Origin of the sequence: Niveibacterium sp. COAC-50 (genome assembly GCF_013184235.1) — a bacterium.
Taxonomy (GTDB): domain Bacteria; phylum Pseudomonadota; class Gammaproteobacteria; order Burkholderiales; family Rhodocyclaceae; genus Niveibacterium; species Niveibacterium microcysteis.
Genome location: NZ_JABCJM010000003.1, coordinates 348,719 through 372,364 on the forward strand (window position 1 = coordinate 348,719; position 23,646 = coordinate 372,364).

The window sequence follows — 23,646 nt, forward strand, 5'->3', positions numbered from 1 at the left end:
GAAGAACATGACACCCACGACCGTGATCGCCCTCGGGCGCGACGCAATCGAAATCGTGTTGCTGGTCTCTGCGCCACCGCTGCTGTGCGCGCTGGTGGTTGGCCTGGTGCTGTCAATCTTTCAGGCGGCCACGCAGATCAACGAGATGACGCTGACCTTCGTACCAAAGGTGATGGCGATGTTCGTGACACTGCTGATCGCCGGCCCCTGGATGCTGACCACGATCACCGACTACATCCGCCGGCTGTACGCGTCGATCCCCGGCCTGATCGGATAGCACTTCAGGCATGTTCACCTTCACCAGCACGGACTGGGCGGGCTGGCTCGCGATGTACGCGTACCCGGCGTTCCGTATCCTGGCCATGCTGACAAGTGCACCGATCTTCAACAACGTCGGCATGCCTCGGCATATCCGGCTCGTCACCGGATTGGCAATCACCATGGCGATCGCCCCGGTTTTGCCACCCTCGCCCGCCGTTGCGCCCGGTTCCTTTCTGGTCGTTGGCGCAATCGCCACCGAGATGATGATCGGCTTCGCAATCGGCTTCACGATTCGGCTTGTCTTCGTCGCGATCGACCTCGCGGGCGACTTGATCGGTCTGCAGATGGGCCTGTCGTTTGCGATGTTCTACGATCCGCAATCAGCCGGCCAGACCACGGTGATTGCTCAGTTCCTCGGCCTGATCGCGTCGCTGATCTTCCTTGCGCTCAACGGGCACTTGCTGGTGATTGAAACGGTGGTGCGCAGCTTCGAGTGGCTGCCGGCAGGTGGCGTTGGTTTTCCTGGCGATGCAGCCAAGATCATCGTGCGCAGCGGCGGCAGCATCTTCGTCACCGGGCTGATGCTCGCACTCCCGGCGGTCACAACGCTGTTGATCACCAACATCGCACTCGGCGTGCTCACGCGAGCCGCGCCGCAACTGAACCTGTTCGCACTCGGATTTCCGATCACGCTGACGGTCGGCGTAGTGGCGCTGGCAGCCTGCCTGCCAATGCTCGCCGGCGTACTTCAATCGCTGTATGAGCGCGGGTTCGACACCGTCGGGATGTTCTTGAAGATCGCCGCCGGCCACTGATCCGCGGAGAGGCTTCAACGCCTGAGGATCAGATCACCGCTGGCAACGCGCTCGGAAATCCAGTTGGACTCCTGCCCTTCCTCGTAGCGGGCAATCGTGTAGCTGCTGTAGCCCTGCGCCCGCACCATGTCTTCGGCCTGACGCTTGAAGAGCTGCATCGCCTCACCCTCGCCGCCCATGTGAAAGCGCTTCATGCGCATCGCGATGCGGTAGCGGTCTTCGTCGAGCCGCACGGCGCGCAGCGTCCAGTTCGGCGCCAGCGGATCGATCACGTAGTAGGCAACGCCGATCACCGCAGCACCGGCAACAATATCCTCCAGGGCGATGGTCAGCCCGTCCGCAACGTTGATTGCGGCGTTGGGAATCAGCGGTGTGGACGGATAGTCACCCTTGATGCTCGAACAGGCACCGAGCGCGCCAAGCAACAGCACGAGCATTGGCCTACGCATGGCGCTCACCCGATGTAGTTGAAGAGCGACAGGCCCGTGGTCTTGACGAACGCCTGCTGTGCAGCCTGCAAAGCAACTGTCTTCTGCGAGACGTCTGAGCTGGCCTGCGCGTAGTCCAGATCCGTGAGGCGCGAGATCGTGCTTGCGTACTGCAGATCAGCCTGCGAGCCGACCGATTCTGCGGCCTGTACCTCGTTGACCCGCGAACCGACCGAGGCCGTCACACGCAGCACGTTATCGAGCGCCTTGTCGAGCTTGCCCAGAGTCTGCGTCACCTGCGTATTGAGCGCAGCGCCGCTGGAGTTTTCCAGAGCCCCGACGAAGGTCTTGATCGTATTGAAGATATCGGTATAACCGCCGGGATCGATACTGAAGGTATCGCCCGCCGCCGGCGTCCCCGACACCGAAACCTGGATGCCCGCGAAAGCGATCGAGGTACCGCTGACATAGCTACCGCTGCTGATCGGCCCACCGCCTGCCGTCACGTCGTACACGTCATAGCTACCGGGGCCGGTGAAGTCGATGCGGTATTGGTTACCGGTGTAGGTGCCGGTGACCGATCCGTCGTCAATCACGGCAGCGCCGGAATTGCTTGCGCCAGCCGATGTGTGGAAGGCGCCGTTCAGGTTCGGGATGTCCATGAACACCTCGTTGCCCGAATTGCTGACCGGGATCACGCGTGAATCGCTGATCTGCAGCGCCCGCGACCCCTGGTCGCCCTGATAGATGACACCGCTGGCAATGCTGCCAACAAAGGGTTGCGTGTCCGTCTGAAAGCCCGCGAAGAGGTAGCCGCCTTGCGGATCGTTGCTGTTGGCAAGACCGACCAACGCATCGAAACGCGCCCGTACATCAACCGCAATCGACTTGCGGTCAGCTGGGCTGAGCGAGCCATTGCCTGCCTGGATGGTCTTCTCCTTGAGGTAGGCGATCAGGTCGCTGACGCCTGAGAGCTTGCTCTCAACGATCTGCAACGAGTCCTTCGCCGAGCCGCGGTTGGTTGCCCACTGCTCGTTGACGCCCTTCGCCTGCTGAACGATCAACGCCGACGACGCAGCAATCGGATCATCCGACGGGGCCACGACGCGCCGCCCGGTGGAGATCTGCTGCTGGAGTTTCAGCAAATCGCCGGCGCGATTCTGGAACTGGGTCGTTCCATTGTCATAAATCATTCCGGTTGAAACACGCATGGCTTAGCTCCAGTCAATCATCCACGGCCGATCGCCAAAATCTCGTTAAACAGCGTGCTGGCGACCTGCATGACCTTGCCTGCCGCCTGATACGCCTGCTGGTAGCGGACCAGATTGGCCGCCTCCTCATCGAGGTTCACCCCCACCAGTGCCTGCTGGGCATCCTTGGCACGCTCAGCAACCACCTTCTGCGACTCCGAAGTCACCTGTACTTCACGCGTTCGCGAACCGATCTCACCGACCAGCTGCGCATAGGCAGCTTCGTAGCTCGCTGAATTGCCGATCAGCGTCTTCACCTGCTGAAGCTGGCCCAGCAAGACCGCATTGCGGCTATCCGACACCCCACCAGGGTTGCGCTCCATGGTGAAGCTATCGCCGTTCTTCGGTGTGCCGGAAATCGTGAAGGACACGCCGCCGAACGCGATCTTGGCGCCATCCGAATATGGAATCGGCCCACCCGCCGGGTAGCTCGTGCTGGTGCCGTTCGGCTGCGTAACCGTGATCGGGAAACCTGCCGGAAAACCGGAAAGGTTGCCCGCGTTGTACGTGAAGGTTAGCGGCAAGGTCAGCGCGGGCGGCGGCGCGAGATTGGTGACATCGCTCACCACACCCTGCGTAATGCTCGCGGAGCCGGTATTCGCGTTGGTCGCCAGGGTCCGGATCGGCGCGGCGGCTGCGATCAGGCGCGGATCCTTGATCGCCACCGCAAACTGATCGGCTGCTGCACGGGTCGGCTGAATCGTGAAGCTATCGCCTACAGCTGGCACGCCGCTCAAGGTCATCGAAAAACCTTGCGATGGCGCAGCCGCGAGCACCGCAGCCAGCGCGGCTGCGGGTGTGGCACCGGAGGCGGTCCACACCTGCGAATCGGAGCGCCGAACCAACTGGAAGGTATTCGCCGCGGTGTAGGTCAGCGAATAGTCACTGGTCGTGAGGTCGGACGCATTCGTGATCGGCACATCAATCTGAGCCGTACCGGTGTTCGACGGGCTGTTCGGATAGATCGTGCGACCGGCCAGCGGCTGGAAATAGTCGCCACCCAGTGCGCCGTCGAGATCCTGGCCAAGGCGATGCTGGGCATTGAAAGTCTGGGTGATGCCGAGGGCCAGGCGTCCGAGACCATTCTGCACCGAGTCCAGCGATTCGCTACGGAAGTTGAGCAAACCGGAAAGTTTGCCGCCAGAAAATGCCGCATCCGGCAATTCCTGCCCACCGCCGGTCGGCAACTGAATCGCGACGACAATGCGCGACAGGTCGGCACGTGAAGGTTGAGCGGTCAGCGTTGCGACATCGGAACGCACCACCAGAGGCTGACCATTCCCGACGAAAACGTTGATCGAGCCGTCTTCGTTCGACATCGTCGTCACGCGTACCTGATCGTTGAGCTGCGACACCAACTGGGCGCGCTCGTCGAGCAGGTCGTTCGGCGGTTGGCCAGCGCCGATGTTCGACGCGTAGATGATGCGCTGGTTCAGCTCGCCGATCTGGCCCGCAAGGCTGTTGATCTCGGTAACGGTGCCATTGATCTCGCCGCCAACCAGGTCACGCAACTCGTCGATGCGCGTATTGAGCGTCTGGAAGCGCGCGACCAACGCCTCGGATTGCGACAGCATCGACTGGCGCGAAGGGATACTGGTAGCGTTTGCCGCCACGCTCTGCACGCCTTTGAAGAAATCCTGAATGGCCGGCGACAAGCCCGCGCTCGGGTCACCGAACAGGTCGTCGATCTGCTTGACCTGCTCGTAGTAGGTGTTCATCTCCTGATAGCGCGAATTGGCCGTCAGCACCTGCTGTTCGAGATAGCTGTTGTAGCTGCGCTTGATCGTCTGGACATTCGTGCCTTGGCCAAAGTAGCCGGCCCCCGAAAACACCGGTTGGTTGGTGCTCTGGACGATTTGCTGGCGGCTATACCCGGCAGTCGAGGCGTTCGAGATGTTGTGGCCGGTCGTGACCAGACCCGCCTGCGCAGCGTTGATGCCTGAGATACCGATGTTGAGTACGCTGTTGCCCATGACGATTGCCTCGTAATGCCCTTTACGGCACTTCTAAGCAATTCCTTTGCCTGCTTTGCAAACACCTTGAAATACTTGGGTTTGCCCGCGCTATTGCAAAGCGACGACCACGCAGCCGCTCGGCCGCAAACGGCCGCGCCAGTGTCAGTCGGGAGGCGGTTCAGAGACTGTCGGAGGACAGTGCAGTGCGCAGCGTATTGCCGCCGATGATGCGGGTGAGCTTGTCGGCGTACATCGGGTCGGTCGCGTAGCCGCCACGGCTCAGCGCCTGGGCAAAGCCCGCTGCGTCTGCCTGGCCGCTGACCTGCGCGTAGCGCGGATTGGCTGTGAGCAAACGCGCGTAGTCGCGGAACGCCTCATCGTATGAGGCATAGGCGCGGAAGCGCTCGGTGCGGCGAGTCGGCACGCCGCCCATGTATTCGATCGTTGAAGCCTCTACGGTGTCGCCCTTCCAGTCCGCACCGGCCTTGATGTTGAACAGGTTGTAGGAGGGCGCGCCGTTGGCCCGCGTGATCTCACCCTTGCCCCAGCCCGTCTCCAGCGCCGCATGCCCCACCACAAACTGCGCCGGTACGCCGAGCGCCCTCGCGGCAGCCTGTGCGTGCGACCAGATCTTGTCGACGAAACCGTTTGAAGTGTTCCCGGCGGTGTTAGCCGCCGGCGAATTCTGCCCGTTCGCCGGCATCGCGGCAGACTTTGCCGCCACCGCCCCTGGCAACACCGCACGCGCCGGCGGTGCCGGGATGTCTTTCGACAAGCCGGTATCGATGCCCATGTTGGCGCCCATCTGGCGCTCGATCGCGCGCGCCAGACCGATACCCCTGCCCTTGGAGAGATTGAGCGCGAGCTGCTGGTCGGCCATGCCACGGTAGAACTTTGCGGTCTCACCGTCGAAGCTCGGCCCACCAAACGTGGTGCTCTCGCGCATCTGCTTCATGATCATCTGCACGAACAGCGCTTCGAACTGCTGCGCCACCGCCTTGATCGATTCCGGCGAGCGTTCGCTGGACAGCCGCTTAAGATCGGCCAGCCGGCGTGTATCGAAGATCGAATCCTGGACTGGAGCAGCCATGGGCGCCGCCGTCAGATCACTTCCAGCTCGGCGCGCAGGGCGCCCGCGGCCTTCATTGCCTGCAGGATCGCAATCATGTCCAGCGGATTGGCGCCCACCGCATTGATCGCTTTCACCACGTCCGCCAGATTGGCGCCAGCCTTCACGCGGATCAGATTGCCGGGCTCCTGCTTGATGTCCACCTGCGCGTTCTGCACGTTGCGCGTCTGCCCGTTCGAGAATGCGCCCGGCTGGCTGACCTGGTTGTCGGCCGTCACAGTCACCGTCAGGTTGCCGTGCGCGACGGCGCAATCTTGCAGCTGAACCGCGCGGTTCATCACTACCGAGCCGGTACGCGAATTTACGACCACCCGCGCCATGCCTTGCTCGGGCGTCACGTCGAGGTTCTCGATCATGCCGAGGAAGGCGACGCGGCGATCCGGTTCCGCCGGCGCCTTCACCTGGATCCTGCGACCATCCAGCGCAGCCGCCAAGCCGCTGCCGAGGTTGCGGTTGATCGCATCGGCCACTTTCTGTGCGGTGCCGAAATCGGCGTCCTTGAGCTCCACCGACACCGTATCCTCAGCCCCGACCGGCATCAGCACCGCTCGCTCCACGGTCGCGCCACCCGGAATGCGGCCCGCAGACAGATGATTCACGGTGACCTTGGAGCCGCCACCACCGCCGCTCGCACCGCTGATCACAAGGTTGCCTTGCGCCAGCGCGTACACATTGCCATCCGCGCCCTTCAGCGGCGTCATCAGCAGCGTGCCGCCCTTGAGACTCTTGGCGTTGCCGAGCGACGAGGCGGTCACGTCGATCGCCTGGCCCGGCTGCGCGAAGGGCGGCAGCGTGGCGGTCACCATCACCGCGGCGACGTTCTTGAGTTGCAGGCTCACGCCCGGCGGCAACGCGATGCCCATGTTCGACAGCATGTTCACGATGCTCTGCACGGTGAACGGGGTCTGCGTTGTCTGGTCGCCGCTGCCGTCCAAACCCACGACCAGGCCGTAGCCAACCAGCGGGTTGCTGCGCACGCCTGCGAAGTTGGCGATGTCCTTGATGCGCTCCGCACTGGCCGCCACGCTGCCAAGCAGCACCGCCGCGGCGAGCATTCCCCGAATCCATCTGCGCATGTCGTTTCCTCAGCTTCCTGCGTCCCGGGCCCGCGCCGACAATCAGAACGGCGAAATGACCTGGAAGAAGCGCGTCAGCCAGCCCATCTGCTGCGCATCGTCGATATAGCCGCTGCCCTTGTATTCGATGCGGGCATCGGCCACCTGCGTGGAATTCACCGCATTGGCGGCCGTCACATGCATCGGATTCACGACGCCCGAGAAGCGGATGAATTCGTCGCCCTGGTTGATCGCAACACGTTTCTCGCCCGAAACCAGCAGGTTGCCGTTCGGGTACACGTCGATCACCGTGACGGTAATCGTGCCGGTGAAGTTGTTGTTGGCCGACGACGCGCCCTTGCCCGAGAAGGTGTTACCGGTGCTTGCCGCCAGATCGAGCCCCTGCAGGTACTTGAGCGGTACTTTGGTCATGGTCGGAATGCTCGCGCTGATTTCCGAATCGCGGCTCGCGCTGCTGTTGGCGTTTTTCGTTGCGGCAGTCTTTTCGACCAAATTGATCGTCAACGTGTCGCCGACGAGGCGTGCGCGGCGATCTTCGAACATGCCGCGCTGCGCGGCATTGGTGCTGAACAGTGAACCTGCAATCGGCTCGCTCACCGGGCGCGGTTGCGCCCGCGTCGTCATCGGCTGCTGCACGTTGGTCATCGGCGGCGTCACGCAAGCCGTCAGCAACGCGGCCGACATCAGCATGGTCAGTTGAGCGAGCCGGCACATGATCATCCCCTTCAGAGTTGCGAGAGGCGGCCCAGCATCGCGTCTGCGGTACTCACAACCTTGGAGTTGAATTCGTAGGCACGCTGCGTCTGGATCAGCCCGACAAGCTCTTCCGCCACGTTCACGTTGGAGGTTTCAACGTAGTTCTGATTCAGCACACCCGCACCATTCGTACCGGGCGTCGTCGGCGTCGGCGTGCCACTCGACGCGGTTTCGAGGAACAGGTTTTCACCAACCGATTGCAAGCCTGCCGGATTGACGAACGTCGCCACCTGGATCGTGCCGATCTGCGTCGGCGCTGCAGTGCCGGGCGTCGTGACGCTGACGACGCCGTCCTTGCCAATCGTCACGGACTGGGCGTTCGGCGGGATCGTGATCGACGGATCGAGCGGATAACCGCTCGATGTGACCATCTGACCTGTGTTGTCCTTCTGGAAGGAACCGTCGCGCGTGTAACCGAGCGTGCCATCGGGCAGGAGGATCTGAAAATAGCCTTCGCCCTGGATTGCGACGTCCAGGGTGTTGCCGGTCTGCTGAAGGTTGCCCTGGCTATGGTTCTTGACCGTGGCGACCGGGCGAACACCGGTACCCAGCTGCAGGCCGGACGGAATCTGTGTCTGCTGTGAGGACTGTGCGCCGGGCTGGCGCAAGGTCTGGTAGAGGAGATCCTCGAACACCGCGCGAGCACGCTTGTAGCCATTGGTGCTGACGTTCGCAAGGTTGTTCGAAATGACGTCCAGCTGTGTTTGCTGGGCATCGAGACCGGTACGGGCCACCCAAAGTGCGGGAACCATGGTGCTTCTCCTTCTACACGCGTGACACCATTGTCGGCGCCCGCATCAAGCGACCTAGCCCGGATAAGCGGGCAAAGCCGGCTTCAATTCATCGTCCTGGTCAGGTGACCGACAGCACCTGATCCGCCGCCTTCGCGTTCGTATCGATCGCGGTCATCATGCGGGTCTGGGTTTCGAACTGGCGTGCGAGCGAAATCATCTGAACCATTTGCTCAACGATGTTCACGTTGCTCGACTCGACGTAACCACCAGCGACCTTTACCGCTGGGTCGGCTTCGGCCGGCTGCCCGCTGGCGAGGCGGAAGTAGCCATCGTCACCACGCTGGATCTGCGCCTCTTCCGGGTTCACCAGCTTCAGGCGCCCCACCACCTCGGCGTTGTTGCGGCTTCCGGTACGCGGAATCGCACTGATCGTGCCGTCACCGGCAATTTCGTAGCTGTTATCGGGGGGCAACGCGATCGGCCCGCCCTCGCCGAGCACCTGCAGGCCACGCTCGTTGACCAGCTCGCCGTTGGCGCTCACTTCGAATCGGCCGGCGCGGGTGTAGGCCTCGCCACCGTCCGGCGTTTGCACCGCGAACCAGCCCTTGCCATTGATCGCAACGTCCAGCGCGCGGCCGGTCGATTGCAGTGCGCCAGGGGTGAAGTCGTTGGCCACACTCGCATCGACAACAAAGGCGCGCGACGGCAAGGCCTGCGTCTGGACCGGCACCGCCCGCAGGCGATGCAGTTCCGAACGGAAGCCGTCGGTGGTGGCGTTGGAGAGGTTGTGTCCAACCGATGCCTGTTGCAGCAAAGTGCTCTTGGCGCCGGTCATCGCTGTATAGATCGCACGGTCCATTTGTGGTTTCCGTTTCCGTTGGCTTGACTGCTTTGGCTACGTGCGGGTCACAACCCCCCCTCAGCCGACCCTTACCGCAGGTTGACCAGGGTCTGCAGGATCTGATCCTGCGTCTTGATCGACTGCGAATTCGCTTGGTAACTGCGCTGCTGGGTGATCAGATCGACCAGTGCTGCGGTCAGATCGACGTTCGATTCCTCCACCGAACCGGCCTGCACCAAGCCAAGGCTGCCGGAGCCCGGGCTACCAACCAGCGGCTGACCCGATTCGGGCGACTCGCCCCACAGGTTCTGGCCGAGCGAGAGCAAGCCATTCGGGTTGGCGAAGCTCGCCAGCACGGTCTGGCCGAGGATCTTCGACTGGCCGTTGCTGTAGCGGCCCTGCAGCGTCCCGTCCTGCGCGATCGTGATGCCCGACAGGCGGCCAGAGGCGAAACCGTCCTGCAACTGACGGTTGATACCGAAGGCGCTGCCGTACTGTGTGGTGCCGGTGAAGTCGAGTTCGAACGGGATCGGCGACACGGCGCCGAACGACGCAGCGATCGTCGCCGTCATCGCCAGCGGCATCGTCGTCGTCAAGGTGCCGGACGAATCAAAGGCCAGCGGGGTCGCAGCGGAGGCGACACCGCCATCCACCGAGGTATGCATATCCCAGGTGCCGCCACCGGTCTTCACGAAGTACATCGTGTAGATGTGGGAGTTACCGAGTGAATCGAAGATCGATACTGAGGTCGACGAGTTGTACGACAGTGGGTCGGGAAGCGGCGCCGCAGCGGTACTCGCGAACGGCACGGTCGGAACGGTCTGGCGGGAATCCAGGTTGATGCCCATCTTGACCGATTCGGTCTGCTTCGGCTGCAGGTCGGCGGTATTCAGGTAGATGTCGCTCGGTGTCGCCGGCAGGATCACACCCAGCGCGTTCGCCGGATAACCCTGCAGCCGGTAGCCGGCCGAGTTCACAACATAGCCATCCTTGTCGATCTCGAACTGCCCGTTACGGGTGTAGGAAATCGCACCGCCAGGCTGCTGTACCCGGAAGAACCCGTTGCCGTTGATCGCCAGATCAAGTGGGTTGCCGGTCGGTGTGATGTTGCCCTGGTTGAAGAGCTGCGCCACCGCGCCGACGTTCACACCGATACCGACCTGTACACCGGCGGCTGCGCCATTGAGCGCTGCGGCATAGACATCGTTGAACTTGGTCTGCGCGCTCTTGAAGCCGATCGTGCTGGTGTTGGCAACGTTGTTGCTGATGACGTCGATCGCCTTGGATGCGCCGTTAAGCCCGCTGAGGCCTTGCTGGAATGCCATGGTCCTTCTCCTTGCCCGCTCAGGACAGAATCCGCTTGATATCCGACATCGAGAACATGCCGAGCCGGCCTACTTCAATATCCACACCCTTCGCGCCACGCACGATGCTGCTCACCGTGCCCAGCTGCAGAGCCGTGGCCTCGACAGCCTTGTCGCCCTGCACGGCGCTGACCTTGATCGTGTAGTTGCCGGCGGCCGCATCGGCCCCTGCGCTGGTCTTGCCGTCCCAGGTGAAGACATGCGATCCCGCATCGAGATCGCCGAGGTCCAGATTGGCGACCTCTGAGCCGCTCGAATCCACGATCGAAACCTTCACTTTGTCCGCCGCCGAGGCAAGCTCAACGCCACCAAGTGCCTGACCGTTGTAGAGCTGAAGGCCCTTTCCATCGACCAGCACGCCACGGCCGACCATTGCTGCCGCCTGCATCGTCTCGTTGGTCTGGAAGGTGCCCAGCATCGACTCGAGTGTGCTGTTCACCTTCTTCAAACCATCCACCGTGCTGATCTGCGCAAGCTGAGAAGTCATCTGCGAGTTGTCCAACGGATTCATCGGATCCTGATTCTTCAGCTGGGTCGTCAGCATGGTCAGGAATCGATCCTCTGAGACTGCATCGGTGCTCGTGCTGCTCTTCTTCGTCGTGCCGTTGAGGCTGTTGAGCAGATCCGAACTGACGACGCCTGCGCCACTCGTGGTGTTATTCGAGATAAACATCTGTCAGCTCCTGCTTAGCCCTGACCGATTTGCAGCGTCCGCTGCATCAAGGTCTTGGCGGTATTCATCACTTCGGTGTTGGTCTGGTACGAGCGCGAGGCCGACAGCATGTTGACCATCTCTTCAACCACGTCGACATTCGGCAACTGCACATAACCTTCCGGGCTCGCAGCCGGGTTCTTCGGGTCGTACACCATGCGGGACGGCGCAGCCGACTCCACCATCTGCTTTACGTGCACACCCATTGCGCCGTTGCCGCCCATCGGCGTCGCCTCAAAGACCACTTGTTTGGCGCGATAGGGCTGGCCGTCGGACTTCACGACGCTCTCAGCGTTGGCGAGGTTGCTCGCCACCGCGTTGAGGCGTACCGACTGGGCGCTGAGGGCGGATCCTGCGACGTTGAAGACGTTGAGCATGCTCATGATGGCCGCCCGCGCTTACTGGTTCTGGATCGCTTGCTGCATCGAACGCAGCAGGCCGTTGATGAAGGTCAGGCTCGCTTCGTACTGCACGGCGTTCTCTGCAAACGCGGAGCGTTCGACATCCATATCCACCGTGTTGCCATCGACCGCCGACTGCTCTTCCTGGCGATACTTGACGAACGGCGCGAGCGGCGCCTTGGCGCCACCCTCGATATGCCGCTGCGCGGTTGTCGTCAGCGCGAGCGGTTTGACCTTGCCATCCAGTGCGCCCATGAGCGCCTCCTTGAAATCAATGTCCCGCGCCTTGTAGTGCGGGGTATCGGCGTTTGCGATGTTGGCCGCGAGCAACTCCTGGCGATACGCCCGCGTGTTCAGCGCGGCTTGCTGGAACCCAAGGTGGCGGTCTAGAGCGGTCATGGTCATCGCAAATCTCCTGGTGGCCCGGTCTGCGGGAAGCGGTCCGAATCACCCGCCTATCCCTTTGCAGCTTCCGTGCCAGCATTCTCAGCGCAGCCGCCTCGCGGCCTTGCGCCGAAAAGACCCCGATTCAGGCGGCAATTCATGCGCATGCTGCCGCCGCTGCCGGCAAGCCTTGCCGCCATCACGGCAAACGCGACCCGTGTGACAATCGCGCCATGCTCGCGAAGCCAGTCCGAACCATCCTGCTCACCGCCTTGCTGCTGCTGGCTTCACCAGCCCATCCGGAAACACCGGCGAGCGCTGCGCAGGCTGCCCTGCGCGAGGCGGTAACCCAGTTTCTGATGCGCGAGGCATCGCGCAACAGCGGCGCCGTGACAGTCGAGATCGCCGACGCTGCGATCCCCCGCAACGCGAAACCCTGCGATTCGCCGCAAGCCTTTTTGCCGAGCGGCCAGCGCGCCTGGGGACACACCACCGTGGGCGTGCGCTGTCCACAGCCGGCCTGGACGCTGTTCATTCCCGCGCGGGTGCGGGTTGAGGACGACTACCTGGTTGCGGCCCACCCGCTTGCTGCCGGCAGCGTACTCGGCGCCCAGGACTGGGAAGTTCGTCGCGGCGACGTCGCGGCTTTGCCGCCAGGCACCCTCACCCGCCCGGACCAAGCGGTCGGGCGGACGTTACGGCAGGCGGTGCCCGGCGGCACTGCGCTACGCAGCAACCAGCTTCTGGTGGTGCAAGCAGTGGAACGCGGCCAGCGGGTTCAGGTCATATCTCACGGGCCGGGCTTCCAGGTGGGCAACGAAGGCATTGCCCTGACTGCCGCCGCGGACGGGCAGCCGGTCCAGGTCCGGCTCGACTCTGGCCGCGTCCTGCAAGGCATCGCTCGCTCGGGCGGCCGGGTCGATGTCGGCCAGTAACTCGCGACCTGTCAGCGCAATGATGAAAAATGGTTAAAGTTCCGTGAGATAGCGCCGTTAAACCTGACAACAAGCCGAAGAAGACCCTGCAAACGGAGCATGCTCCTGCCCGCTAGGTCTTCGAACAGGCGAAAACAGGAGCGACATCATGAAGATCGAAGGTTCGTACAAGTCCGTCGGCAATGCCGGCGACGTGAAGGCGCGAGGCACTCGCGAGAGCGCGGCAAAACCCAGCGCCGACGCGGGTTCCAAGGTCGACGTATCACCCTTGGCATCGCGTTTGCAGCAACTGGAAGGTACGCTCGCCGGCGTGCCTGAAGTCGATGCCGCGAAGGTGGGCGAGCTCAAGCAAGCAATCTCCGACGGCCGTTTCCGTGTCAATCCGGAAAAGGTTGCCGATGGCTTGATCGAAAGCGTCCGTCAGATGCTGCAGTCCCAGCCGCGCCAAGCTTGACGGCGCGCATTACAAGTCTGCATAGCGCTTGAACCCGACCGCCCTGCTCCAAGCCCAGTTTTCCGCTCTGCTGGCCGAAGTTTCCGGCCAGCTGGAGCGGTTTGTGCGCCTGCTGGAAGACGAGCACGAGTTGCTTGTCACCGGCCAGGTCGAAGCCCTGCTGGGCTTGGCGGAAGACAAAACCGCTGCCGTACGTCAGTTGCAACAAACGGAAAACGCAAGGGCCCTGCTGCTCAGTCGGTCCGGCATTGACGCGCGGGCCAGCCAAATGGCCGAATTCACCGCGCAGCTTCCCGAACAAACCCAGCGGGCATGGCGGCACTATCTCGACCTCGCCGCACGAGCGCAGCAACTCAATTTGCGCAATGGCGAGTTTATCCGTGACCAGCTGCGCGCCAACCAGCAAGCGATGAGCGTGCTGCTCGCGAGCACCGGGCCGAGCCTCTACGACGCAGGCGGCATCACCTCAACGCGCCCAGGCGGTCGGCTCTTCGGCCAAGCCTGAGCCGGCCGGCCAGCCCGCTGACCGGCCCCTCGGCGTTCTGAACGATCAAGTCATTCCGGCAATGTAGCGCCAAGCGCCGCGCCACCCGGATTGGGTGTCACCGGCCCCACCGCCGGTGCTTCGGCGCTGGGCGGCAACATTGATTCCACATGAATGCTGACTCGGCGGTTGCGCTGGCGTCCGTCGGCTGTGCTGTTATCCGCGATCGGTCGCTGGTCTGCGTAGCCCGCCACCGTAAGCCGACGCGCATCGACACCAGTATCAATGAACAAGCGCACCACCGAGCTCGCGCGCACCGACGACAGTTCCCAGTTCGACGCAAACGCTGCGGTCGCGATCGGAATATTGTCGGAATGCCCCTCAACGCGGATCGGGAAGTCGCCCTGTGCCAAGACCTCACCCACGGCACGCAGCGCACGCACCGCGTCGCTCCCAAGGTAGGCCTCACCCGGATTGAACAGCGCACTGGCATTGATCTCGATCGAGATGCCATGCGCGCCCTCATTCACGGACACCTGGCCGCCGCGCACCAGCGGTTCCAACACGCGCCGGACCTGTTCCGCCATGCTGTGCATCTGCTGACGCGCTTGCACCCGCGCCTCGCTCTCGGCGGGCGACTTTTGCACCTTCGCCTGCTGCGGCACCGCACCCGCGATCGACGCACGCGGCACGATCTGCATGCCGTCGGCGTTCGTCGTCACATTACGGAAGGCGCTCACAAGCGAGTTCGAGAGCACCCGGTACTTGCCCTCGTTGATCGAGCTCAACGCGTACATCACCACGAAGAACGCAAAAAGCAGCGTAATGAAATCTGCGTACGAGACGAGCCACCGCTCGTGATTCTCGTGCTCTTCCTCGTGCTTGCGACGACCCATGATGCGTTCCGGTAAATGCGCTTAAGACATAGGAAAGAACGGCGAACGCGACCACAACTTGAGGCGGACGGTTCAGAAATATCTGGCTGCTGAAGCCGGCCCTGAGCCCGCGACGAATCGCAGGACAGAGCCGAGAATGATGAATGTGAATTTGACGCGGCAGCCTAGAACAAGCGCCGCAACACGTCAGGTGACGTAGCCCTGCAAGCGGCTTTCGATAATGCGCGGATTATCGCCATGGGCGATGCCAACCAGGCCATCGACCAACATTTCGCGCACTGCGACGAGTTGCGCGATATGGGCCTGCAACTTTTTCGCGATCGGCAGAAAGATCAGGTTCGCCGAGCCGACACCATAGATCGTCGCCACGAAGGCCACCGCAATACCCGCGCCGAGCTTTGAAGGGTCAGAGAGGTTCTCCATCACATGGATGAGACCCATCACCGCACCGAGGATACCGATGGTCGGCGCATAACCACCTGCAGCCTCCCACACCTTGGCACTGGTTTTCATCTGCTGCTCCCAGGCGCCGATTTCGACTTCGAGCACCTCGCGAAGCCGTTCTGGTTCGACACCATCGACAAGCAGCTGTAAGCCCTTGGCGGCAAAGCTGTCTTTCAGCCCCATCGCCTGCCCTTCCAGCGCAAGCAGGCCTTCCTTGCGTGCGATCCCACTCCAGGAAACGATTTGCTCGATGACGCGGCGAAACGGCGGCACCGGTGGCACGAAGATCCAAGCGCCCATCCGAAGCCCCTGGCGAAACACCGTGAATGGGCTTTGCAGCATCACCGCGCCGAGCGTTCCGCCGATCACGATCAGGAAAGCCGTGGGCTGGACCAGTGAGCCGATGTGGCCGCCTTCGAGCACCTGCCCGCCGACGATGGCCGTCAAGCCGACAAACAGGCCGAGGATGCTGATCTTATCCACGGCGCGTGCTCCGCTCAGATCGACGCGCGGCGTCCGCGCGCACTGGCTGCATGACTACGCACCTGGCCCGAGATGCGCGAGCGCAGGCGTGCGATCGCCTGGCTGTGCAACTGACAGACGCGCGATTCGGAAACGCCGAGCACTTCGCCAATCTCGCGCAGGTTCAGGTCTTCCTCGTAGTACAGACCCATCACCATCTTCTCGCGCTCGGGCAGATCGTCGATCGCCTTGATCAGCGATTCGCGCATCTTCTTGTCTTCCAGCATGTCGAGCGGATCTGCCTCGTTGCCGGCGACATGGCGCTCGAGGAAGTCTTCTTCCTCCTCGTCGCTGAAATCCTCGAAGTAGACCAGTTGATAGCCGCGCGCTTCCTGCAGCATCTTCTGGTAGTCGGCCAGCGTCATGCCAAGCGTTTCGGCCAGTTCCTTCTCCGTCGGCTGGCGGCCGTGGCGTTGTTCAAGCTGGTGGATCGCGCCTTCGATGCGGCGCATCTCGCGGCGCAGGCTGCGCGGCAGCCAGTCGTTTTCGCGCAGGCCATCGAGCATGGCGCCGCGGATACGTTGGACGGCATAGGTTTCGAACTGGGCACCCAGGCCCTCTTCGTAACGCCCGATCGCGTCGAGCAAACCCAGCATGCCGTTCTGGATGATGTCTTCAACCTGCACGCTCGCCGGCAGTTTCGCCATCAGGTGATACGCAATTCGCTTCACCAGTGGAACGTACTGCGTGACGAGTTGGTTCTTGTCTAGCGTTCCCGATGCGGTGTACATCGTGTGACTCTCTCTTCTACGGTCTCGTTCGAGGCTTCGGACGAAGCCTCCCTGCCGTCACTACTCACACTATCGGCCGCCTGAGAGGGAAATTGAGCCCTATTTCAGGATTTTTTCTTCTGGCTCACAGCGCCAGCGCCATCGAGGTACGCTGCCTTCGCCGCGCCAAGCCGAGAACACGATCCAGAAACACGCCGTCCGTCGTAGTGTCAGATGCTGCCGCGGCGGCGGCCGCACAAGCATCCAATCCCTTCACGCGACGCAGCGCGAGGCTCGTTTGCCGATGCCCGACCAGGACCAGGTTGGCCAACAGGGCCTCTGCCTCGTCCTGATCACGGGGATTTGCCAGAGCCAGGTCGATCTGCGGCCACGGACCACCATCCAAATGCTTGATCAGCGCGTAGGCTTCGGTGATCGCCCGCGGCGAGCCATCGACCACGACGACCATCCGGTGCGCCGCACTGGCGAGCGGCGAGAGGCTACGGCGCTCGTCGGCCCGTGCGTGGATCAACCAGAGATCGCAGCCACGCTGCAAGGCGCGGCAGGTTTCGGCGAAACGCTCGCTCAACACCCGGTCGGCGCCATTCAGGGCGCGCGCCAGGCGCGCCGACGAATACAGCGACAGCCCCGGCCCTGCCTCGACGCGTGCAGCCTCAAGCGATACATGGCGCTCCACCGCCTGCAAGAGATCGAAGCGCGCCGCAGCGCCGAGCGCGTCGGCGAGGTTGCCGCAGCTTGCCATCTCGTCGAACACCGTTACCTGGCGACCGCCTTGTGCGCGCGTCAGCGCCTGCCCCGCCAGCCAATGCATCGCACCGGCACCGAAGGCGCTCACCGCGACCACTTGAGGTGGCGCGCGGCGCAGCAGGCGACGCAAGCCAGCAGCCTGATCCTCGAATCCGGGCTTCATGCGCGCGCTCCGTCGTTGTCGCGGTTGCGTGGGGCCGAGCTGAGCAGGCCGGCATCTTCGGGCGTCAGGCGGAAAGGCGAATCAGGCGCCAGTTCGCGCAGCGCACGGTGCGTCAGCCACGCACGATTTGGCAGATGCAGGTCTTCCGGCACGCGCTGGCCGTTTGCAATGTAGTAGGCACGCAGTTCGTGGCGGATCACCACGTCAAGCGCAGGCGCCAGGGATGCAGCCTCGTCGGTCTTGCTCAGGATGCAACCTGCGAGATCCGGGCCCTCGTAGGCGCGCACCACATCTTCCAGCGTGTCGCCGCGGCTCGTCGCATTCAGCAGCAGCAGCCGGCGAACATGGCCAGCGCCCGACAGCATCGCGGCCTGCTCGGCAACCATCTTGTCGCGCTGGCTCATGCCGATCGTGTCGATCAGCACCATGTGCTTGCCCGCGAGATCCTGGAGTGTGCGGCGAAGTTCGGACGCATCGCGCACCGTATGAACTTGCACGCCAAGGATGCGACCGTAAATGCGCAGCTGCTCGTGCGCGCCGATCCGGTAGCCGTCAGTCGTGATCAGCGCGAGCCGATCGGCGCCGTGGCGCACCACGCAACGCGCGGCAAGCTTGGCTGCGGTCGTCGTCTTGCCCACCCCGGTGGGCCCGACAAGCGCATAGACACCGCCGCGCTCGATCAGATCAGCCTCGGACTCAAGCGTCAGCATGCGTCGCCCGATCTGGTTACGAACCAGGCTGCGCGCCTGATCCGCGCTGACATCGACCGGCACCACCTCGGTCAGCTCGCGTGAGAGCTGTGCGGAAAAACCCGCTTCCAGCAGTTCGCTCATGATCTGCGCGCGCACCGGCGCCCCGCGGGTGAGCTCACCCCAGGCAAACCCGGCCAGCTGGCGTTCGATCATGCCGCGGATCGCACCCATTTCGTCGGCCATCTTGGCGTTGGCGGCTTCCAGCGCACGCACCTTCTCGGCCGCAGCCGCCTCAGCGGCCTGGCGGGCCAGCTCCGCAGCCTGCTCCTCCGCCTGGCGGTCGCGCCGCGCAGCTGGGGCGCTCGCGGGGCGCGTCGGGCGCGGATAACTGTCGGCTGCCTCGGCGCGCAACTCTGCGCGTTGCGCCCAGGGGTTCTCGGGCGGCGTCGTGCGCTCCAGCGGCGGTTCCTCCGGGCGGCCGTAGCGGTCAACCCGCGGCGGAATGAAGGGGCGGATCTGGGCGTGCGGATCGCTCACCGCATGCGGCACGCCCTCGGCCAGGCCTTGATTGAGCGATACGTCACCCCCGCCTGCACGGGCGACACGGGTGCTGAGGCTGACTCGGAAATCAGCATCGTCGCTCGCCGGCGCCTGCATGCGAGGCGCAGCGGCGCGCGGTTGCGGCGGCTCGACCCGGATCGGCGCAGCCGTCGGTGCCGGCGCGGGCGGCGCAGCGGCGGCGCGCGTCTGCGCGCGAATACCGGCTTGCACGGCGCCGACCTCTTCGCTCGGCAGCGCCAAGATCTCGACGCCACCATCAACCGCCCGGTTGGAAAGCACCACGGCGTCGTTGCCGAGTTCTTCCTTGACGAGCCGAAGCGCGTCGCGGGCGGTGCGGCCGTAGTAACGCTTGACGTTGATCATCGTGAGCCTCCGGTGCTGCTTGCCTTGCGCGGCAAGGGCCGCGAATCATCTATCCCGTATCAGCAAGTGCCATTCCACCCACGAAGGACGCATCTGGCATTGCCTGGGGCCGATTATTCGCCGCCACACCGGGTAGTGAGCGGCAGAACACGCCGGGAAAAACCGGCCATTTCTGCCGCATGGCTTGCCGCAATGAAAAATGGCGCCCGCAGGCGCCATCGAAAAGCCGAGAACCGGATCACCCCTTGCCACCGATGATCGCGGTGACACGGATGTTGCGCGACTCCGGCACTTCGGAATTGGCCAGCACACGCATGTTCGGCACCGCACGGCGCAGGAAGCGCGCAAGCAGCCAGCGCAGTTGGTTGGGCACCAGCAGCACCGGCGGCAGGCCGAGGTCCTCCTGCCGTTGCGCCGCCCCCGCCGCTTCGCGCATGAGGTTGTCGGCGAGGTTGGGCTCCAGCACCCCTTCGCCACCGCCCGACTGCATGGCCTGCAGCAGCAGGCGTTCGAGCGTCGGGTCCAGCGCCATGACTTGCAGTTCGACGCCCCCGGGGAACATCTGCTGCACGATCGCTCGGCCGAGCGCGGTGCGCACGCGCGCGGCGAGTTCCATCGGGTCTTGCGTGCGGGTAGCCTGCTCCGCCAGCGTCTCGATGATCGTGCGCATGTCGCGGATGTTGACGCCCTCTTCCAGCAGGTACTGCAGCACGCGCTGCAGCACATGCAGCGGCATGAGCTTGGGCACCAGATCCTCGACCAGCTTGGGCGAATCCTTTGCGATGTGATCGAGTAGCGACTGCGTCTCCGTCCGCCCGAGCAGATCTGCCGAGTGGCCAATGATCACGTGGTTCAGATGCGTCGCGACAACCGTGCTGGCGTCCACCACGGTGTAGCCCATCGCGTGCGCCTGTTCGCGCAGCCCAGCCTCGATCCAGATCGCGGGCAGGCCGAACGCCGGGTCGCGCGTCTGGTTGCCAGGCAGCGGGCCGCTGACCCGACCTGGGTTGATCGCCAGATACATGCCGGGGTAGGCATCGCCAGTGCCGATCTCGACCCCCTTGAGAGTGATTCGATAGGCGTTGGGGCGCAATTCCAGGTTGTCGCGGATGTGCACCGGCGCAGCCAGGAAGCCGACGTCCTGCGCAAACTTCTTGCGCAAGCCGCGGATGCGGCGCAGCAGTTCGCCGTCCTGCCCCTTGTCGACCATCGGGATCAGCCGGTAGCCCACTTCGAGCCCCAGCACATCGACCGGCGTTACGTCGGCCCAGCTTGCCTCGTTGGATTCGGTCGGCGCAGTCGGCGTCGGGGCTGCGAACGATTCGGCCGCCTCGGCATCCGCCTTGGCCTTCTTGGTCAGGTGCCAAGCGCCCCAGCCGAAGGCGGAGGCGAGCAGCAGGAAGACGAAGTTCGGCATGCCGGGAATCAGGCCCATCAGACCCAGGATGGACGCGGTCAGCACCATCACCGTCGGGTTGGTGAAGACCTGCCCGACGACTTGGGCACCTACATCCTGGTCGTCACCCACGCGCGACACCACCATACCGGCGGCAACCGAGATCACCAGCGCTGGCAGCTGGGCGACGAGGCCATCACCAATCGCCAGCAGCGTGTAGACCTTGCCGGCCTCGGCGGCGGACAGATCGTGCTGGACGATGCCGACGATGAGGCCACCGAACACGTTGATCACCATGATCAGGATGCCGGCGACCGCGTCGCCGCGAACGAACTTGGACGCACCGTCCATCGCACCGTAGAAATCCGCCTCCTGGCTGATTTCAGAGCGGCGACGTTTCGCTTCCTTGTCGTCGATCAGGCCGGCATTCAGATCGGCGTCGATCGCCATCTGCTTGCCCGGCATCGCATCAAGGGTGAAGCGTGCCCCCACCTCAGCGATCCGCCCCGCGCCCTTGGTGATCACGACAAAGTTGATCACCGTGAGGATGATGAACACGATGATGCCCACGGCCGTGTTGCCGCCAACCAGGAAGTGACCAAACGCCTCGATCACCTTGCCGGCGGCGTCCGGGCCGGTATGCCCTTCCAGCAGCACGACCCGCGTTGACGCAACGTTCAGGGAAAGTCGCAGCAAGGTGGTGGTGAGCAGCACCGTTGGAAAGGCCGAGAAATCCAAGGGCTTGCGGGTGTACATGCCGACCAGCAGCACCATCACCGCGACGGCAAGGTTGAAGGTAAACAACAGATCGAGCAGGAAGGCTGGCAGCGGCAGCACCATCATCGCCAGCACCATCACGATCAGGATGGGGGCGGCGAGCTGCCGGATATTGGCCAGCGAGAAGATCTCCCGCAGGTCTACGACGTTGGTGTTACTCGCCATGCTTCGGCTCCTTCAACGCGGCGACCGCAGCGCGATGCGCGGCGGTCATCCGGACAAATCGGTTTTGCGCAGTCATTGCGGCGCTCCCGAGACGCCGTGCGCCGGGTCAAGCTTCGGCGGCACCGGCAGGTGGGAGGGTTCCGCGGGCGGTGTAGCCCCATGCGCCGCTGCATGGCGCAAGGTGAAGACCCACGCCATCACCTCGGCCACCGCGGTGTAGAGCGCCGCAGGTACTTCGTCGCCAATCTCGGTGTGGCGGTACAGCGCACGGGCCAGCGGCGGGGCTTCGAGCAGTGGCACCTGGTTCGCCCGCGCCACCTCGCGGATCTGCTGGGCCACGAGGTCGCTGCCCTTAGCGACCACCCTCGGGGCGCGCATCGAAGCACCGTCGTAGCGAATCGCCACTGCGTAGTGGGTCGGGTTGGTCACCACCACGTCCGCCTTGGGCACCTCTTGCATCATGCGGCGGCGAGCCATCTCACGCTGACGCTGGCGGATGCGACCTTTGATCTGCGGGTCGCCTTCCTGCTGCTTGAATTCCTGCTTCAGCTCATCCTTGGTCATGCGCAGCTTGCTGTAGTACTGCCAGAGCTGGAACGGCACATCAACCAGTGCGATCAACACCAAGCCGGACACCAACGTGAGAGTCGAGGCCAGGAGCATCTGCGCGAACTCGTACAGCCCCGGCTCGACCGCCATCACCATGAGGTGCAGAGACTGTTCGCCACGCGCCTTCATCACCGAGTAGCCGATCGAGCCGATCAGGATCGCCTTGAGCAGCGCCTTCACAAGCTCAGACAAGCCGTGCATCGAAAACAGCCGCATCAGGCCCGCAACCGGGTTCAGCCTTGAGGCCTGGAACGAGAATGCCTTGGTGGACACATTGAACCCGCCCACCGCGATCGGCCCCGCCACGGAGGCGATCACCAGCACCAGAAACAGCGGCAGCAAGGTCGTCAGCCCGTCGGTGAACAGATCGGACAGCGCATGGATCATCAGCGCCGGGTCGCGCGTCTGCGCGGGCTCGAGCGAAAGCCCCGCGCGGGTGAGCATCGCCATCCGCTGATACAGCCAGCCCCCCAGCACCCACATCGTCGCTACGCCGCCGAGCAGCACAACCAGACTCCCAAGCTCGCGTGAACGGGGGACATTGCCCTCCTCGCGGGCCTGCTCAAGCCGTCGGCCTGATGCTGGTTCTGTACGTTCGAGATCGCTGTCTTCAGCCATGGCGCATGAACTCCGTGTGGCTGATTATCGGCAAGCACGTCACGCACGAGGCCCCGATAAGGCGGGGTTAACGCCCGCTATTCGGCCAGGTACAACGGACTTCCGGCATGGGGCCGATGCGGCGGCCCCCAAAGCCATCCTGCCCGGTCGATTCGGGGCGTTTCACGATCAGGAACCGTGCAGCGCAAAGCCTCCAGCAGATTCCGATGAAACGCAGGACACGTCACCGGCAAGCACTAAGGTCTTTCGGGCGCCCCCAGGAACCATCATCAAGGCCCCTATCCACGCCGCCCAAAGGCGCTCAACAAAAGAAAAGGCCGCCCCGTGGGACGGCCTTCAAGGAGAGAGTCGATGCGTGGGAACCACCCCACGATTTAGTTAACGAACCGAATCTCTCCCAACTTTAGGGCTAAACGAACAAATATCAGCCCTTGGAGCCCTTCTCGATGCCGGCCATGATCTCTCCGATTGCATCTTCCAGTCCGCCCCAGCCAAGCACCTTGACCCACTTGCCCGGCTCCAGATCCTTGTAGTGCTCGAAGAAGTGCACGATCTGGCTGCGCAGCAGCTCGGGCAGGTCGTCCAGGCTCTTGACGCGGTCGTACAGCGACGTGGTCTTGCTGATCGGCACGGCGATCAGCTTGGCGTCCTCGCCGCCCTCGTCCTGCATCTTGAGCATACCGATCGCGCGGCAGCGCACCACGATACCCGGCAGCAGCGGGAACGGTGTCACGACCAGCACGTCGACCGGGTCGCCGTCGCCGGCGATCGTGCAAGGGATATAGCCGTAGTTGCACGGGTAATGCATCGAAGTACCCATGAACCGGTCGACAAACATCGCGCCGGTTTCTTTGTCGACTTCGTATTTGATCGGATCGGCGTGGGCCGGGATCTCGATGATGACGTTGAATTCGCCCGGGGCCTTGCTGCCCGGCGTGACGTTGTGAAGGCTCATGTCGGTCTCTCTGTGTGATTTGGGAACG

25 protein-coding genes are annotated in these 23,646 nt (G+C 63.5%); 5 read left to right on the forward strand and 20 right to left on the reverse strand.

The features are described 5' to 3' along the window. The first annotated feature begins 7 nt into the window (after positions 1 to 7). Positions 8 to 277, forward strand: coding sequence for a flagellar biosynthesis protein FliQ (gene fliQ / locus HH302_RS14760; RefSeq protein ID WP_172202996.1), 270 nt, complete (start codon positions 8 to 10; stop codon positions 275 to 277). 10 nt (positions 278 to 287) lie between these two features. Continuing rightward, positions 288 to 1,076: a flagellar biosynthetic protein FliR gene (fliR, locus tag HH302_RS14765; RefSeq protein WP_172202997.1), complete on the forward strand. Its 789-nt coding sequence runs from the start codon at positions 288 to 290 to the stop codon at positions 1,074 to 1,076. 14 nt (positions 1,077 to 1,090) lie between these two features. Here the strand turns inward: fliR and HH302_RS14770 are convergent, their stop codons facing one another. The 12 genes from HH302_RS14770 to flgB all read right to left on the reverse strand — a co-directional run bounded on the left by HH302_RS14770 (position 1,091) and on the right by flgB (position 12,127). Continuing rightward, positions 1,091 to 1,525: a hypothetical protein gene (locus HH302_RS14770; RefSeq protein WP_172202998.1), complete on the reverse strand. Its 435-nt coding sequence runs from the start codon at positions 1,523 to 1,525 to the stop codon at positions 1,091 to 1,093. A 5-nt stretch (positions 1,526 to 1,530) separates the two neighbouring features. Then, positions 1,531 to 2,715: a flagellar hook-associated protein FlgL gene (flgL, locus tag HH302_RS14775; protein ID WP_172202999.1), complete on the reverse strand. Its 1,185-nt coding sequence runs from the start codon at positions 2,713 to 2,715 to the stop codon at positions 1,531 to 1,533. 17 nt (positions 2,716 to 2,732) lie between these two features. Beyond that, positions 2,733 to 4,727, reverse strand: a complete 1,995-nt coding sequence (flgK, locus tag HH302_RS14780; protein ID WP_172203000.1) for a flagellar hook-associated protein FlgK — start codon at positions 4,725 to 4,727, stop codon at positions 2,733 to 2,735. A gap of 160 nt (positions 4,728 to 4,887) precedes the next feature. Continuing rightward, on the reverse strand, positions 4,888 to 5,799 hold the full coding sequence (gene flgJ, locus HH302_RS14785) for a flagellar assembly peptidoglycan hydrolase FlgJ (protein WP_172203001.1): 912 nt from the start codon (positions 5,797 to 5,799) through the stop codon (positions 4,888 to 4,890). Between the two features lie 11 nt (positions 5,800 to 5,810). Then, entirely contained in the window at positions 5,811 to 6,914 is a 1,104-nt protein-coding gene (locus HH302_RS14790; RefSeq protein ID WP_172203002.1) for a flagellar basal body P-ring protein FlgI, read from the reverse strand. Positions 6,915 to 6,956: 42 nt separating this feature from the next. After that, positions 6,957 to 7,457, reverse strand: a complete 501-nt coding sequence (locus HH302_RS14795) for a flagellar basal body L-ring protein FlgH (protein ID WP_371814726.1) — start codon at positions 7,455 to 7,457, stop codon at positions 6,957 to 6,959. Positions 7,458 to 7,639: 182 nt separating this feature from the next. Continuing rightward, the gene (gene flgG, locus HH302_RS14800; protein WP_172203003.1) at positions 7,640 to 8,422 is read right to left on the reverse strand and encodes a flagellar basal-body rod protein FlgG; all 783 of its coding nucleotides are present in this window, start codon (positions 8,420 to 8,422) and stop codon (positions 7,640 to 7,642) included. A 100-nt stretch (positions 8,423 to 8,522) separates the two neighbouring features. Beyond that, positions 8,523 to 9,263, reverse strand: coding sequence for a flagellar basal-body rod protein FlgF (gene flgF, locus HH302_RS14805; protein WP_172203004.1), 741 nt, complete (start codon positions 9,261 to 9,263; stop codon positions 8,523 to 8,525). 71 nt (positions 9,264 to 9,334) lie between these two features. After that, positions 9,335 to 10,570 (reverse strand): flagellar hook protein FlgE, encoded by a 1,236-nt coding sequence (gene flgE / locus HH302_RS14810; protein ID WP_172203005.1) that lies wholly within the window; start codon positions 10,568 to 10,570, stop codon positions 9,335 to 9,337. A 19-nt stretch (positions 10,571 to 10,589) separates the two neighbouring features. After that, a complete protein-coding gene (locus HH302_RS14815) occupies positions 10,590 to 11,282 on the reverse strand; it encodes a flagellar hook assembly protein FlgD (protein ID WP_172203006.1) in 693 nt (230 codons plus the stop codon). Between the two features lie 14 nt (positions 11,283 to 11,296). Continuing rightward, entirely contained in the window at positions 11,297 to 11,704 is a 408-nt protein-coding gene (gene flgC / locus HH302_RS14820) for a flagellar basal body rod protein FlgC (RefSeq protein ID WP_172203007.1), read from the reverse strand. Between the two features lie 15 nt (positions 11,705 to 11,719). Beyond that, positions 11,720 to 12,127 carry a flagellar basal body rod protein FlgB gene (gene flgB, locus HH302_RS14825; protein ID WP_246479849.1) on the reverse strand — a complete coding sequence of 136 codons (408 nt, stop codon included), beginning with the start codon at positions 12,125 to 12,127 and terminating at the stop codon, positions 11,720 to 11,722. Between the two features lie 212 nt (positions 12,128 to 12,339). On the opposite strand from flgB, the gene flgA reads away from it, so the two are divergent. The 3 genes from flgA (at position 12,340) to HH302_RS14840 (ending at position 14,000) form a co-directional block, all read left to right on the forward strand. Continuing rightward, entirely contained in the window at positions 12,340 to 13,041 is a 702-nt protein-coding gene (gene flgA, locus HH302_RS14830) for a flagellar basal body P-ring formation chaperone FlgA (RefSeq protein WP_172203008.1), read from the forward strand. A 148-nt stretch (positions 13,042 to 13,189) separates the two neighbouring features. Further along, a complete protein-coding gene (flgM, locus tag HH302_RS14835) occupies positions 13,190 to 13,495 on the forward strand; it encodes a flagellar biosynthesis anti-sigma factor FlgM (protein ID WP_172203009.1) in 306 nt (101 codons plus the stop codon). A gap of 28 nt (positions 13,496 to 13,523) precedes the next feature. Next, positions 13,524 to 14,000 carry a flagella synthesis protein FlgN gene (locus HH302_RS14840; protein WP_172203010.1) on the forward strand — a complete coding sequence of 159 codons (477 nt, stop codon included), beginning with the start codon at positions 13,524 to 13,526 and terminating at the stop codon, positions 13,998 to 14,000. A gap of 50 nt (positions 14,001 to 14,050) precedes the next feature. Here the strand turns inward: HH302_RS14840 and motD are convergent, their stop codons facing one another. The 8 genes from motD to ppa all read right to left on the reverse strand — a co-directional run bounded on the left by motD (position 14,051) and on the right by ppa (position 23,618). Then, positions 14,051 to 14,878 (reverse strand): flagellar motor protein MotD, encoded by an 828-nt coding sequence (gene motD, locus HH302_RS14845; RefSeq protein WP_172203153.1) that lies wholly within the window; start codon positions 14,876 to 14,878, stop codon positions 14,051 to 14,053. A gap of 183 nt (positions 14,879 to 15,061) precedes the next feature. After that, positions 15,062 to 15,802 carry a flagellar motor protein gene (locus HH302_RS14850; RefSeq protein WP_172203011.1) on the reverse strand — a complete coding sequence of 247 codons (741 nt, stop codon included), beginning with the start codon at positions 15,800 to 15,802 and terminating at the stop codon, positions 15,062 to 15,064. Positions 15,803 to 15,816: 14 nt separating this feature from the next. Next, on the reverse strand, positions 15,817 to 16,572 hold the full coding sequence (locus HH302_RS14855) for an RNA polymerase sigma factor FliA (RefSeq protein WP_172203012.1): 756 nt from the start codon (positions 16,570 to 16,572) through the stop codon (positions 15,817 to 15,819). A gap of 124 nt (positions 16,573 to 16,696) precedes the next feature. Next, positions 16,697 to 17,482: a hypothetical protein gene (locus HH302_RS14860; RefSeq protein WP_172203013.1), complete on the reverse strand. Its 786-nt coding sequence runs from the start codon at positions 17,480 to 17,482 to the stop codon at positions 16,697 to 16,699. Next, the gene (gene flhF, locus HH302_RS14865; protein ID WP_216661925.1) at positions 17,479 to 19,098 is read right to left on the reverse strand and encodes a flagellar biosynthesis protein FlhF; all 1,620 of its coding nucleotides are present in this window, start codon (positions 19,096 to 19,098) and stop codon (positions 17,479 to 17,481) included. The genes HH302_RS14860 and flhF overlap by 4 nt, the downstream gene beginning before the upstream one ends. A 238-nt stretch (positions 19,099 to 19,336) precedes the next feature. Further along, entirely contained in the window at positions 19,337 to 21,436 is a 2,100-nt protein-coding gene (gene flhA / locus HH302_RS14870) for a flagellar biosynthesis protein FlhA (protein ID WP_172203014.1), read from the reverse strand. 72 nt (positions 21,437 to 21,508) lie between these two features. Further along, positions 21,509 to 22,663, reverse strand: a complete 1,155-nt coding sequence (flhB, locus tag HH302_RS14875) for a flagellar biosynthesis protein FlhB (protein ID WP_172203015.1) — start codon at positions 22,661 to 22,663, stop codon at positions 21,509 to 21,511. Positions 22,664 to 23,087: 424 nt separating this feature from the next. Next, positions 23,088 to 23,618, reverse strand: a complete 531-nt coding sequence (ppa, locus tag HH302_RS14880; RefSeq protein WP_172203016.1) for an inorganic diphosphatase — start codon at positions 23,616 to 23,618, stop codon at positions 23,088 to 23,090. Between the last annotated feature and the right edge of the window lie 28 nt (positions 23,619 to 23,646).